This is a genomic window from Pseudomonas sp. CBS (genome assembly GCF_024734645.1).
Classification (GTDB): Bacteria; Pseudomonadota; Gammaproteobacteria; order Pseudomonadales; family Pseudomonadaceae; genus Aquipseudomonas.
Genome location: NZ_CP102929.1, coordinates 4468444 through 4481512, shown reverse-complemented (window position 1 = coordinate 4481512; position 13069 = coordinate 4468444). Strand labels below are relative to the sequence as shown.

14 protein-coding genes are annotated in these 13069 nt (G+C 59.4%); 13 read left to right on the top strand and 1 reads right to left on the bottom strand.

The features are described 5' to 3' along the window. Positions 1 to 123: 123 nt before the first annotated feature. The 11 genes from NVB75_RS20635 (at position 124) to NVB75_RS20585 (ending at position 10224) form a co-directional block, all read left to right on the top strand. The gene (locus tag NVB75_RS20635) at positions 124 to 1023 is read left to right on the top strand and encodes a LysR family transcriptional regulator (RefSeq protein ID WP_258343051.1); all 900 of its coding nucleotides are present in this window, start codon (positions 124 to 126) and stop codon (positions 1021 to 1023) included. A gap of 446 nt (positions 1024 to 1469) precedes the next feature. Next, on the top strand, positions 1470 to 2591 hold the full coding sequence (locus NVB75_RS20630) for a Re/Si-specific NAD(P)(+) transhydrogenase subunit alpha (RefSeq protein WP_258343050.1): 1122 nt from the start codon (positions 1470 to 1472) through the stop codon (positions 2589 to 2591). A gap of 15 nt (positions 2592 to 2606) precedes the next feature. Further along, positions 2607 to 2930 carry an NAD(P) transhydrogenase subunit alpha gene (locus NVB75_RS20625; RefSeq protein ID WP_258343049.1) on the top strand — a complete coding sequence of 108 codons (324 nt, stop codon included), beginning with the start codon at positions 2607 to 2609 and terminating at the stop codon, positions 2928 to 2930. After that, positions 2927 to 4363, top strand: a complete 1437-nt coding sequence (locus tag NVB75_RS20620) for an NAD(P)(+) transhydrogenase (Re/Si-specific) subunit beta (protein WP_003214748.1) — start codon at positions 2927 to 2929, stop codon at positions 4361 to 4363. Before NVB75_RS20625 ends, NVB75_RS20620 begins: the two co-directional genes overlap by 4 nt. A 179-nt stretch (positions 4364 to 4542) precedes the next feature. After that, a complete protein-coding gene (locus NVB75_RS20615; RefSeq protein WP_076013347.1) occupies positions 4543 to 6036 on the top strand; it encodes an acetyl-CoA hydrolase/transferase family protein in 1494 nt (497 codons plus the stop codon). 318 nt (positions 6037 to 6354) lie between these two features. Then, the gene (locus NVB75_RS20610; protein ID WP_003214752.1) at positions 6355 to 6570 is read left to right on the top strand and encodes a DUF1127 domain-containing protein; all 216 of its coding nucleotides are present in this window, start codon (positions 6355 to 6357) and stop codon (positions 6568 to 6570) included. Between the two features lie 263 nt (positions 6571 to 6833). Beyond that, positions 6834 to 7028 carry a DUF1127 domain-containing protein gene (locus NVB75_RS20605; RefSeq protein ID WP_258343048.1) on the top strand — a complete coding sequence of 65 codons (195 nt, stop codon included), beginning with the start codon at positions 6834 to 6836 and terminating at the stop codon, positions 7026 to 7028. A 154-nt stretch (positions 7029 to 7182) separates the two neighbouring features. After that, positions 7183 to 7503 (top strand): DUF2388 domain-containing protein, encoded by a 321-nt coding sequence (locus NVB75_RS20600; RefSeq protein ID WP_076013345.1) that lies wholly within the window; start codon positions 7183 to 7185, stop codon positions 7501 to 7503. Positions 7504 to 7610: 107 nt separating this feature from the next. Next, the gene (locus tag NVB75_RS20595; protein WP_258343044.1) at positions 7611 to 7919 is read left to right on the top strand and encodes a DUF2388 domain-containing protein; all 309 of its coding nucleotides are present in this window, start codon (positions 7611 to 7613) and stop codon (positions 7917 to 7919) included. 26 nt (positions 7920 to 7945) lie between these two features. After that, positions 7946 to 8266 carry a DUF2388 domain-containing protein gene (locus tag NVB75_RS20590; protein ID WP_003214760.1) on the top strand — a complete coding sequence of 107 codons (321 nt, stop codon included), beginning with the start codon at positions 7946 to 7948 and terminating at the stop codon, positions 8264 to 8266. Then, positions 8263 to 10224 carry a DUF4105 domain-containing protein gene (locus NVB75_RS20585; protein WP_258343043.1) on the top strand — a complete coding sequence of 654 codons (1962 nt, stop codon included), beginning with the start codon at positions 8263 to 8265 and terminating at the stop codon, positions 10222 to 10224. Before NVB75_RS20590 ends, NVB75_RS20585 begins: the two co-directional genes overlap by 4 nt. Here NVB75_RS20585 and NVB75_RS20580 read toward each other — a convergent pair. After that, positions 10221 to 10622, bottom strand: coding sequence for a GFA family protein (locus NVB75_RS20580; RefSeq protein WP_258343042.1), 402 nt, complete (start codon positions 10620 to 10622; stop codon positions 10221 to 10223). The two genes, NVB75_RS20585 and NVB75_RS20580, sit on opposite strands and share 4 nt — an antisense overlap. Before the next feature lie 272 nt (positions 10623 to 10894). On the opposite strand from NVB75_RS20580, the gene NVB75_RS20575 reads away from it, so the two are divergent. Continuing rightward, positions 10895 to 12202: a CitMHS family transporter gene (locus tag NVB75_RS20575; RefSeq protein WP_258343041.1), complete on the top strand. Its 1308-nt coding sequence runs from the start codon at positions 10895 to 10897 to the stop codon at positions 12200 to 12202. A 64-nt stretch (positions 12203 to 12266) separates the two neighbouring features. Then, positions 12267 to 13034 (top strand): TerC family protein, encoded by a 768-nt coding sequence (locus NVB75_RS20570; protein ID WP_167664662.1) that lies wholly within the window; start codon positions 12267 to 12269, stop codon positions 13032 to 13034. Positions 13035 to 13069: the final 35 nt, after the last annotated feature.

Sequence of the window (13069 nt, the reverse complement as noted above, 5' to 3'; positions counted from 1 at the left end):
CATGGAGCCTAGGCCGGGCAGGCGAAGAGGGCAAACGAGGTTTTTGCATAGCCTTGTGCTAATTTCTCACTCCGTAACATCCATAAGCGTTATAGATGCTCTTTACTTGTGAGGCTACGGTACATGCGCAGAAAGATTCCCAGCACCACAGCCCTGGTCAGTTTTGAAGCAGCAGCCCGCCACGAGAGCTTTACCAAGGCCGCGCAGGAGCTTTCAATCACCCAAGGCGCAATCTGCCGACAGATCGCCAGCCTCGAGGAGTTTTTGAGTGTCGAGCTGTTTCGGCGCTCGCGCCGCGGCGTAAAACTGACAGAAGCCGGGCTTTCCTACAGCCGCCGGGTGGCTACACAGCTGGACGCGGTCGAGCGCGACACCTTGTCGGTCATGGGCCAGCAGGGCACCAACGTTATCGAACTGGCGGTGGTCCCAACGTTCGGCACCCAATGGCTGATCCCGCGCCTCAAGGACTTCCAGCACCAACACCCCGAAGTCACCGTCAACCTCACCAACCGCACACGACCTTTCCTGTTCGCCGATACGGAGTTTGATGCCGCGATCTACTTTGGCGATGCCGACTGGTCCGGTACCGAATCCCACAAACTGATGGGAGAAAACCCACTCCCAGTGTGCAGCCCTCGCTTGCTGGGTGAGCGCATGCACTTCACCGCGCAGGAGATCGCCGAACTGCCTCTTCTGCAGCAAACCACACGACCCTACGCCTGGCGCCAGTGGTTCAACGCGCAACAGCTGGACATACCCCGCGACATGACAGGGCCGCGTTACGAGCTATTCTCCATGTTGTCCCAGGCAGCCATACACGACATGGGCATTGCACTGATCCCACCGTTCCTTATTCAGAGAGAACTGAGCGAAGGGCACCTGGTGATTGCCAGCCCTCAGAAATTGGCCAGCTCAAAGGCTTACTACCTGATGATCCCCGAGAGGAAAGTCGAATCTGCTTCTCTCCACGCATTCAGAGATTGGCTGATTGATCAGTCACAACGCTATAACCCCAACATTTAAAGGGGAACGGCAATTAACTGACCCTGTAGTCAAATAATAAAAATACCTACATATGTATATATATGTCGCAATTTAGAAGACCGTACCTTTTATCCATAAATAAGCCTTCAGGCCATGTTTATATTGGCCTGTAGCCATAAAGCTCCAGCGATACACAGCCATTCACATCGGCCATGGGAAAAGGCTCTGGTTTCAGCTGAATCCCTTTAACAACCTGTATTTGAAGGCTTTATAACCAAGCGTTGCGACAATCGGTCACGGGGTGACTTGTAGTTAATTTTTCGTCACCCGTCATAATCTCTTGAAGGCCGTAAAGTTCGCCTGCAAAATGCCGCGCCCCGCTGTGTTTCAGCGGGATCGTGCTGATCGGCCGCCCAGATGTGCCTCTTGCGGTGCACTGGCCTTTTTACAAAATCAAAGCAAAAAGATCATGCAGGAGATTTGACGTGCACATTGGTGTTCCTCTCGAAACCCAGACCGGTGAAACGCGGGTGGCTGCCACCCCGGAAACCATCAAGAAGCTGATCGGCCAGGGCCACAAGGTCACTGTGCAAAGCGGGGCAGGCATCAATGCCAGTGTCGTCGACAGTGCCTATGAAGCGGCAGGCGCAACCATTGGCAACGCCAGTGATGCATTCGGCGCCGAGTTGATCCTCAAGGTGGTCGCCCCCAATGACAGCGAACTGACGCTGATCAAAAGCGGCGCCGTGCTAGTGGGCATGCTCAATCCGTTCAGCAACGAAACCATTACCCGGCTGGCCGAGCATGGCGTCACGGCCTTTGCCCTTGAGGCCGCGCCGCGTACCTCCCGCGCGCAGAGCCTGGATGTGCTGTCTTCCCAGGCCAACATCGCCGGCTACAAGGCTGTATTGCTCGCCGCCCATCACTACCCACGCTTTATGCCAATGCTGATGACCGCAGCCGGTACGGTGAAAGCCGCCCGCGTGTTGATTCTCGGCGCAGGCGTAGCGGGGCTGCAGGCGATCGCTACTGCAAAACGTCTGGGCGCAGTCATCGAAGCGTCCGACGTGCGTCCGGCCGTAAAGGAACAGATCGAATCCCTAGGCGCCAAGTTCGTCGACGTGCCCTACGAAACCGACGAAGAGCGTGAATGCGCCGTCGGCGTTGGCGGCTACGCACGCCCGATGCCATCAAGCTGGATGCAACGTCAGGCCCTGGCCGTGCATGAGCGCGCCAAGCAGGCCGACATCGTCATCACCACCGCATTGATCCCGGGCCGCAAGGCACCGACCCTGCTCAGCGCCGAGACCGTCGCACAGATGAAGTCAGGATCGGTGGTCATCGACCTCGCCGCAGCCCAAGGCGGTAACTGCCCGCTGACCGTGGCAGACCAGGTGGTCGTGGAAAACGGCGTGACCATCTGCGGCCCGACCAACCTGGCAGGCGCCGTCGCAGCCGACGCCTCAGCGCTGTACGCACGCAACCTGCTGGACTTCCTGAAGCTGGTCTTCACCAAGGAAGGGCAGTTTGAAATCAACCTCGAAGACGACATCGTCGCCGCGTGCCTGATGTGCCGCGACGGCCAAGTCATCCGCAAAAACGCCTAAGCAGGGATTCAGACGATGGAAGAGCTTATCTCCCCCGGTATCTACAACCTGATCATCTTCGTGCTGGCGATTTATGTCGGTTATCACGTGGTCTGGAACGTCACCCCGGCCTTGCATACCCCGCTGATGGCCATGACCAACGCGATTTCGGCGATCGTGATCGTCGGCGCCATGCTGGCAGCCGCACTCACCGTGACACCGCTGGGCAAGACCATGGGCACCCTGGCCGTAGCCCTCGCGGCGGTCAACGTGTTCGGTGGCTTCCTGGTTACCCGCAGGATGCTTGAGATGTTCAAGAAGAAAGCCCCGAAAGTAAAAGAAGAGGCGCCATCGTCATGAGCATGAATCTGGTCACGACGCTCTACCTGATCGCGTCGATCTGCTTTATCCAGGCCCTCAAGGGCTTGTCACACCCAACCACTTCGCGGCGCGGCAACCTGTTCGGCATGCTCGGCATGGCACTGGCGGTGCTCACCACTGTGGGCCTCATCTATAAGCTCGGCGCCGAGCTGGCGACTGCCGGCATCGGCTACGTCATCGTTGGCCTGCTGGTCGGCGGCACCGCTGGCTCAATCATGGCCAAGCGCGTGGAAATGACCAAGATGCCGGAGCTGGTGGCGTTCATGCACAGCATGATCGGCCTGGCTGCGGTGTTTATTGCGATTGCCGCCGTAGTCGAGCCGCAATCCTTGGGCATCGTCAAACACCTGGGGGATTCGATCCCTGCCGGCAACCGCCTGGAGTTGTTCCTCGGCGCAGCCATCGGCGCAATTACCTTCTCCGGCTCGGTCATCGCCTTCGGCAAGCTGTCGGGCAAGTACAAGTTCCGCCTGTTCCAGGGCGCACCGGTACAGTTCGGCGGTCAGCATAAGCTGAACCTGGTGTTGGGCCTGTTGACGCTGGGCCTGGGCCTGGCCTTCATGTTCACCGGCAACCTCAGCGCCTTCGCCTTGATGCTGGCCCTGGCGTTCGTGCTGGGCGTGCTGATCATCATCCCGATTGGCGGCGCCGATATGCCGGTGGTCGTCTCGATGCTCAACAGCTACTCCGGCTGGGCAGCAGCGGGTATCGGCTTCTCGCTGAACAACTCGATGCTGATCATTGCTGGCTCACTGGTGGGTTCAAGCGGCGCGATCCTGTCGTACATCATGTGCAAGGCGATGAACCGCTCCTTCTTTAATGTGCTGCTCGGCGGTTTCGGCAATACGGCAGACGCCGCCGGCCCGGCCGGTTCGAAAGAAGCGCGCCCGGTGAAGTCCGGCTCGGCTGACGACGCGACCTTCCTGCTGACCAACGCCGACACCGTGATCATCGTCCCGGGCTACGGCCTGGCGGTAGCACGGGCGCAACATGCGCTGAAAGAGCTGACCGAGAAGCTGACTCACCGCGGCGTGACCGTGAAGTACGCGATCCACCCGGTTGCCGGTCGCATGCCTGGCCACATGAACGTGCTGCTGGCCGAGGCAGAAGTGCCTTACGACCAGGTGTTCGAGATGGAAGACATCAACTCCGAGTTCGGCCAGGCCGACGTGGTGCTGGTACTTGGCGCCAACGACGTGGTCAACCCGGCCGCCAAGAACGATCCAAAATCGCCCATTGCGGGCATGCCGATCCTCGAAGCGTTCAAGGCCAAGACCATCATCGTCAACAAGCGCTCGATGGCCAGCGGCTACGCCGGCCTGGACAACGAACTGTTCTACCTGGACAAAACCATGATGGTCTTCGGCGATGCCAAGAAGGTCATCGAAGACATGGTCAAGGCCGTCGAATAAACACTGCGCCAGCGCAATACCCAAAACCCTGGCCTTTAGTAGGCTGGGGTTTTTTATTGTGGATAGAAACCGACAAAAGGCTCTAAATCGCTGCCTGGCATTCGACCATGGTAGCGGGACGAAACTTTTTGAAATCACTAGACTGCGCATCTTGCTTCCGTAGCCCGAGATAACAATCCATGTACCGTGATCGTATCCGCTTGCCTTCGTTGTTGAACAAGGTCATGAGCGCGGCTGACGCTGCCGCACTGATCCAGGACGGCATGACCGTCGGCATGAGCGGCTTCACCCGCGCCGGTGAAGCCAAGGCCGTGCCGCACGCCTTGGCCGAACGCGCCAAGACATCACCGCTGAAAATCACTCTGATGACCGGCGCCAGCCTGGGCAACGACCTGGACAAGCAACTGACCGAAGCCGGCGTACTGTCGCGACGCATGCCATTCCAGGTGGACAGCACGCTGCGCAAGGCGATCAACGCCGGCGAAGTGATGTTTATCGACCAGCACCTGTCCGAAACCGTCGAGCAACTGCGCAACAATCAGCTCAAGCTGCCAGACATTGCGGTGATCGAGGCCGTGGCAATCACCGAGCAGGGCCATATTGTTCCGACCACTTCTGTGGGTAACTCTGCCAGTTTCGCGATTTTCGCCAAGCAGGTGATCGTCGAGATCAACATGGCGCATAACCCGAACCTGGAAGGTCTGCACGACATCTATATCCCGAGCTATCGCCCGACCCGTACGCCAATTCCGTTGGTCGCTGTGGACGATCGTATCGGCAGCACCGCGATCCCGATCCCGCCGGAGAAGATCGTCGCCATCGTCATCACTAACCAATCGGACTCGGCCTCCACCGTGACGCCGCCCGACAGCGACACCCAGTCGATCGCCAATCACCTGATCAACTTCCTTAAAGAAGAAGTGGACGCCGGGCGCATGACCAACAAGCTCGGTCCGCTGCAGGCCGGCATCGGCAACATCGCCAACGCGGTGATGTGTGGCCTGATCGAGTCGCCGTTCGAAGACCTGACGATGTATTCGGAAGTTCTGCAGGACTCCACGTTCGACCTGATCGACGCCGGCAAACTCAGCTTCGCCTCCGGTAGCTCGATCACGTTGTCGGAGCGTCGCAACGCCGACGTGTTCGGCAACCTGGAACGCTATAAAGAGAAATTGGTGCTGCGGCCTCAGGAAATCTCCAACCACCCGGAAGTGGTGCGGCGCCTGGGTATCATTGGTATCAACACCGCACTGGAGTTCGACATCTACGGCAACGTCAACTCCACCCACGTCTGCGGCACGCGGATGATGAACGGGATTGGCGGTTCGGGCGACTTTGCGCGTAACGCGCACCTGGCGATCTTTGTCACCAAGTCGATCGCCAAGGCTGGCGCGATTTCCAGCGTGGTGCCGATGGTCAGCCATGTGGATCATACCGAGCATGACGTCGACATCCTCGTGACTGAGGTCGGCCTGGCAGATCTGCGGGGCCTGGCGCCGCGGGAGCGGGCTCGGGTCATCATCGACAACTGCGTGCACCCGGCGTACCGCGATGCCCTGAACACGTACTTCACCCAGGCCTGTGCTCTAGGCGGTCACACCCCGCATATCCTGCGAGAAGCCCTGAGTTGGCACATCAACCTGGAAGAAACCGGGCATATGCTGAAGGCGTGATTGATACAGATTCGGACTGATGCAAACACAGTTTCATCAGTCCGGGTTTCCAAACCCAATTTTTATAAAAAACTGTACTGCTGTACCGGTCATTTCCTACCGAAAAATCCTACCCGCACCTCCAAAATCATCTAAAACGCACCATTAAGGTGCTCATAGGTACAGTTGCCCCAATTTCGTACAGTACAGCCTCTATAAACAGTTAACTGGCCCCTCACAATACAGGTGAACTGTATCTAGAGAGTCTTGCGCCGGAGGAGGATCATTGGCATCAGTTAAACCACTACCTAATCCCGCCACAAGCGGAAGGATGTCATCATGGAACGTACACTCAGTTCCGATCTGTTCTTCGAAGAAAAAGCTGTAAACACCCAGGCTTCCCTGCCTCTGCGCGTTCTCGCCAACCTGATGTTGTGGCAGCGCCGCATTTCCAGCCGCCATCAACTGGCTCGTCTGGATTCGCGTTTGCTGGCTGACGCCGGTATCAGCGAAGCACAACGCTACGAAGAGCTGAGCAAGCCGTTCTGGCGCTAATTAGCGTCCGCTGGCCCTGACCCACCGGGTCCACCGCCAGCACTCCGAATTTATAAAGCAAAACCCGCCCCGGGTAATCGGAGGCGGGTTTTGTGGTTTCTGGGGTTTGGATTTTCAAGGGCGAAAACAGTAGGCTCTCATACGGACAGGTACAGTTGAAAAAACATAACAATTAAGCAGTACAATTAAGCATTGGTGTATCTGTACCGGTAATACCTTCCGGCCCAACATGGTGTTCCAGAACCCCATGAAAGGCGCTCGTCATGACTACCCAAATTCAGCAACGCCCTCTGTTGATACGGCTACTCAAGCGCACGACCGCAGCGCTCGACCGCTGGGGGCAACGTACCCGCACACGCAGGCTGCTGGCTCAACTGGATCCACGGGAATTATCTGACGCGGGAATCAGTCACGGGGACCGAGCATCTGAGCTGTCCAAATCGTTCTGGAGCGAGTAATCCGCTCAGGTGGCTATCCGAACGGATAAACGGCGGCTTAATATCCGGTTACCACGTGGCGAACCCTGTAGAACGGGCGTCTGATGCCCATGGTCCCGCTGCTCACTTAGCGGCTTTGTGCCACCTTTATTCGTTCATCCACAGGAGTCACCCCATGTCCCGTCTTCGCCTGCTGAGCACTGCAGCACTGCTGTCCCTGGCTGCCAATGCCAACGCCTCCAGCCTGATCGTGACCACGGACTCGATCGTCGGCGCACTGAAAGCCACCTCAGATGCGACCTCAGACGCTACATCCTCCCTGCGTGACAACAAAGTCGTACGTGCCGCCCGCGACGACGCCGCCAGCTTTGTGGCCAGCGAAGGTGCCATCCGTGGTGTGAAACTGGAAAGCGCCCTGGCCCAAATCCGCCAACAGGCTCCACAACTGAACATCGCGACTGACGCTCAACTGGCCCAGGCGATCCTGGCCATCTGACCGCAGGCGAGGAGGAAGGGAGCGCCAAACGCTCCCTGAACCCTCCGCGCTGGCTCTCGCACGGGCATTGCGCTAGCCTTGGCGCTCGTTTTCAGTTGTCGAGTCCCATGGCTTTTTCATACCGCCTGTTGATCGTTCCCGTAATGTTTTGCGCCTGCTGGTCCACGCAAGTTCTGGCCTTTGACCTGTCCACCCAGAGCCTCGTTGTCAGTGCGTACGCCACCAGCAAAGTGACCTCCGCACCGTTCGACCATAAACTGATACTGGCCGCCCAGGATGACGCTGCCGCTTTCATTGCCACTGACGGCCAATGGCGGGGAGCCCGACTGGAATCAGCGCTGGATTATCTGCGCCAAACCCAGCCAAAACTTAACGCCAGTGACCTTGAACTGGCGCAAGCAATTCTCGTCCAATAATCATCTTTGTATTTCGGAGTCTTTCCATGCGTAGCCCGCTGATCGCCGCCGCTCTCGGCCTGCTGTTGTTGGCCGGTGTTGCCCAGGCACAAACCCTGAAGGCCACCAGTAACATCATCGTCCGCGCCTCGGCCCGCACCATTGATTTTACCTCGGACACCACCACGTCCATCCGCGACTCGAAAGTCGTACGCGAAGCCCATGACGATGCCGCCAGTTTCGTCGCCAGCAATGGTGAGATTCGCGGCGCTCAACTGGAAGCCGCCTTCGACACCCTGCGAACCCGCGTGCCGGAAGCCCGCGACGCCAGCGACCAGGTCCTCGCCGAAGCTATCCTCTCTCTGTGAGGCGCATTGCCGCCTGGCTAATGGCCGGCACCTTGCTGCTGGGCGCCAGCGCGGCTCAGGCCGACCTGCAACTACGGCTCAAGACCGATGGCTTGAGCCCGGCCCAACAGCAGGCCAGCCAGGCATTGCTGGATGAAGCGATGCAGGCGTTGCCGCCGCGTTTCATCCAGCAACTGGACCGGACCATCGACGTCGGCTGGACCGACAAGATGCCCGAGAACGCCTACGGCCAGGCCTCGTTGGTGTCCGAACTGGACCTCAACAGCAACCTGCTGGTCAGCCTCACCGACGGCAGCGCCGCAACCCAAAAAACCAATCGCCCCCACGGTACCGTGCGCCGGGAAATGCTCGCCACCGTGCTGCATGAACTGACCCACATTTACGACCGCGCCCGCCTGTGGTCCAGCGCTGACCGCAAGCTGATCCAGCGTTGCAGTCGCCAGAACAACATCACTGGCCTGATCGGCCTGCCCGATCAATGCCGTGGCCAGAACGACCGCCGCTTTACCCTCAGCGATGACCCGCGCCTGTTGGACCTCGCCGGGTGGCCGCAATACGTCGGTCGCCGCGGCGAACGTGAACAGAACAACCACCAGGTCGCCCGCAGCCCGGACATCTACGAAACCACCAGCCCGCTGGAGTTCGTCGCGGTCAACATGGAGTACTTCCTCCTCGACCCGAGCTACGCCTGCCGCCGGCCTTCGCTGTACCGCTATTACAAGGAACACTTTGGCTGGGCGCCGCCGGCCAAGGACACCTGCGCCAAAACCTACGCCTTCCTCAACGCCGGCAACGACTTCGCCAAGACTCCACTGGGCCAGGTCGACCCCGAGCGGGTCTATGAAATCGACTACCTGCTGGCCGAAGCCAACCAGAACCTGGTGAGCCGCTGGGGCCACAGCATGTTGCGCCTGGTGATCTGTGCCCCAGGCCGGCCACGCGGCCCGGATTGCCGGCTGGACCTGGACCAGCACCTGGTTCTGTCCTACCGCGCGTTTGTCGGTGACGTACAGCTGTCGAGTTGGGACGGTCTGATCGGCAAGTACCCATCGCGGCTGTTCGTGCTGCCGTTGTCCCAGGTCATCGACGAGTACACCAAGACCGAACTGCGTGGCCTGGCCTCGGTGCCGCTGAAATTGACGCGCCAGGAGATCAACGACACCGTTGAGCACGCCGCCGAAATGCACTGGAGCTATGACGGCAACTACTTCTTCATCTCCAACAACTGCGCAGTCGAAAGCCTGAAACTGTTACGCAGCGGCAGCGCAAACCCGCAACTGACTGGCCTGGACAACATCACGCCGAATGGCCTGCTGGAAGTCCTCAAGGGCCGGGGCCTGGCCGATACCAGCGTGCTGGATGACAAAAAGCGCGCGCTGCGCCTCGGCTATCACTTCGATTCCTTTCGCGAGCGTTACCAGGCGATGTTCGAGGTGCTGAAAAAGCGCCTGCCGATCAAACAGGCCGAGGTGGAAGATTGGTTGTCCCTGAGCGCGGAGGAACGGCGCCCATGGTTTGCCGAGGCGGACCTGCGCGCCAGCGCGGCCTTGCTGTTGCTGGAGCAGGCGAGCTTTCGCAAGCAGCTCATGCTGGCCCAGGATGAAGTCAAACAACGCTACCTCGGCGCCCGGGAGTTGGAGAACGGCGGCATGGAGAAAGCCAACGCGACCTTGCAGCAGATCCTCGCCAACAGCGGCTTCCTCAGTCGCCCGGCAGAACTGTTGGGCACCAGCGGTTACGGCTTGCCACAGCCCACGGAATCCCAGCGCCTGGAATCGGAAAGCGCCGCGCGCCAGAAGCAATTGCAGTCGCTGACGGGCGATCTGGACAAAGAGGTGAGGGCGCTGCTGGAGCCGTCCCGCGCTGCGGAGATTGCCGCGTGTGAAGCCAACCTCAAGCTGCTGGGCGAGCACTTGCGCGCCTTGCACAAGGCCTCCGGCGGATTCGAGCTGCCCTAGAGCGCCTCTTCATCCTCTTCCGGCAACTGCTCATCCAGATGCAACCACGGCAATCGGCTCTCTACCCAGATGTGCCGATCTGCCGGGGCTCGCTCCGGGTGATCCAGGGTCGCGATGGTCACATCGATACCCTCGGGGCTCAGGCGGGTCGCCAATGCCAGGTGCGCCCCACAGTTCGAACAGAAATACCTCACACACGTCGATGACGATTCGTACTGCGCCGGCGTTCCCGCCACCCAGGCAAATGCGGAGCGGGGCAGGGTGATCCAGGTGGTCACCAGCCCTCCACTGACCCGCCGGCAAATCGAACAGTGGCAGTGGGCAATGTCCACCAACGCCCCGCTGAACTCATAGCGCACCCGGCCGCAATGGCAGCCGCCTTGGTGTTGCTCATGCATGCTTTGTCTCCCATATCCTCATTTCATATAGGACCAGTCGTCACTCAACGTAGCCTGTTTCTTAAGCGAAAGCTGGCTGAAAGCTTCCGGGACTAGGATCGCCCACCACTACCGGCAACAGACCGGTTATTAACAACAACAATGGTGATTCCCGATGTCCGCTCGTACCCGCCTGTTTGCCCCAACTCCACCCGTACGCCTCGTGCTGTTCGTTCTGCGCTGACCCCAACCGGTTCGCCATTCCCTAGCCGCGCTACGCCTGGAGTATTCCTATGCTGACTTTCCTTGGCTTTGCCATGGTCATCACGTTCATGTTCCTGATCATGACCAAGCGCCTGTCCGCGCTGATTGCCCTGATCATCGTGCCGATCCTGTTCGCGCTGTTCGGCGGCTTTGCGCCGAAGATCGGCCCGATGATGCTCGAAGGCATCACCAAGCTCGCGCCGACCGGCGTGATGCTGATGTTCGCCATTCTCTACTTTGCCCTGATGATCGACTCCGGCCTGTTCGACCCGGCCGTGCGCAAGATCCTCAAGCTGGTCAAGGGCGACCCGTTGAAGGTCTCGGTCGGCACCGCCGTACTGGCGTTGGTGGTCTCGCTGGACGGTGACGGCGCCACCACCTACATGATCTGCGTGGCCGCCATGCTGCCGCTGTACAAGCGCATCGGCATGAGCCCGCGGATCATGGCCGGCCTGATCATCCTCGCCGGCGGCGTGATGAACATGACCCCGTGGGGCGGCCCGACCGCCCGTGCGGCCAGTGCGCTGCATGTAGACCCGTCGGACATTTTCGTGCCGATGATCCCGGCGATGCTGGCGGGCGTGGTTGCGATCCTGGTGATTGCCTACCTGTACGGCAAACGAGAACGTGCGCGCCTCGGCGAACTGCACTTGCACGGCGACGAGATCGACCATAGCGAAATCAGCGTTTCGCAGTACCCGGATGCACGCCGTCCGAAACTGATCTGGTTCAACGGCGCCCTCACCCTGGCCCTGATGTGCACCCTGATCGCCGGCCTGCTGCCGCTGCCCGTACTGTTCATGGTGGCGTTCAGTATCGCGATGATCGTCAACTATCCATGCCTGCAAATGCAGAAAGACCGCGTCGCCGCCCACGCCGGCAGCGTACTGGCGGTGGTCGGGTTGATCTTCGCCGCCGGTATCTTCACCGGTATTCTGTCCGGTACCGGCATGGTCGACGCCATGTCCAAGAGCCTGCTCGCAGTCATCCCTGACGCCCTCGGCCCTTACCTGGCGGTGATCACGGCGCTGGTGAGCATGCCGTTTACGTTCTTCATGTCCAACGATGCCTTCTACTACGGCGTACTGCCGGTACTGGCCGAAGCTGCCAGCCATTACGGCATCACCGCCGTGGAGATGGCCCGCGCCTCGATCGTTGGCCAACCCGTGCACTTGTTGAGCCCACTGGTGCCATCGACCTACTTGTTGGTGGCGCTGGCGGGTATCGAATTTGGCGATCACCAGCGCTTCACCCTCAAGTGGGCGGTGCTGGTATGCCTGTGCATAATGGTCGCAGCGTTGCTGATGGGGATTTTTCCGCTGTTCAGCACTCTGTAATCGTACAACTCACCGCGCCGGATCTTAAGGCTGGCGCGGTCCAAACTTGTTCAAAGGACTACACATGGAATGGCTGACCAATCCAGAAATCTGGATTGCCTTCTTCACCCTGACTGCCCTCGAAATCGTCCTGGGCATCGATAACATCATCATGATTTCGATCCTGGTCAGCCGCATGCCCAAGCACATGCAGGCCCGCACCCGGATCTTCGGCCTGGCCCTGGCCATGGTCACGCGAATCATGTTGCTGCTGTCGATTACGTGGGTGATGCGCCTCACCGACGACCTGTTCGTGGTGTTCGGCCAAGGCATTTCCGGCCGCGACCTGATCCTGTTCTTTGGTGGGCTGTTCCTGCTCTGGAAAAGCTCCCAGGAGATGTATCACGCGCTGGAAGGCGAAGACGAAACCCACGACGAACCGAAAGGTGCCGGTGGCCAGTTCATCTACACCATCATCCAGATCGCGATCATCGACATCGTGTTCTCGCTGGACTCGGTGATTACCGCCGTTGGTATGGTTTCCCACGTACCGGTGATGGTGGCCGCGATCATCGTCGCCGTACTGGTGATGATGATGGCCGCCGGCACCATCAGCGATTTCATCGACAAACACCCGTCGTTGAAGATGCTGGCGCTGTCGTTCCTGCTGGTGGTGGGTACCGTGCTGATCGCCGAGGCCTTCGACGTACACGTGCCAAAAGGCTACGTTTACTTCGCCATGGCGTTCTCCCTGGCGGTAGAAGCGGTGAACATCAAGATGCGCACTGCCATCAACAAAAAGAAGAAACAGCAGGACCCTGTGAAACTGCGCAAGGACATTCCGGGTCAATAACCTGGAACTCCTGTAGGAGCGAGCTTGCTCGCGAA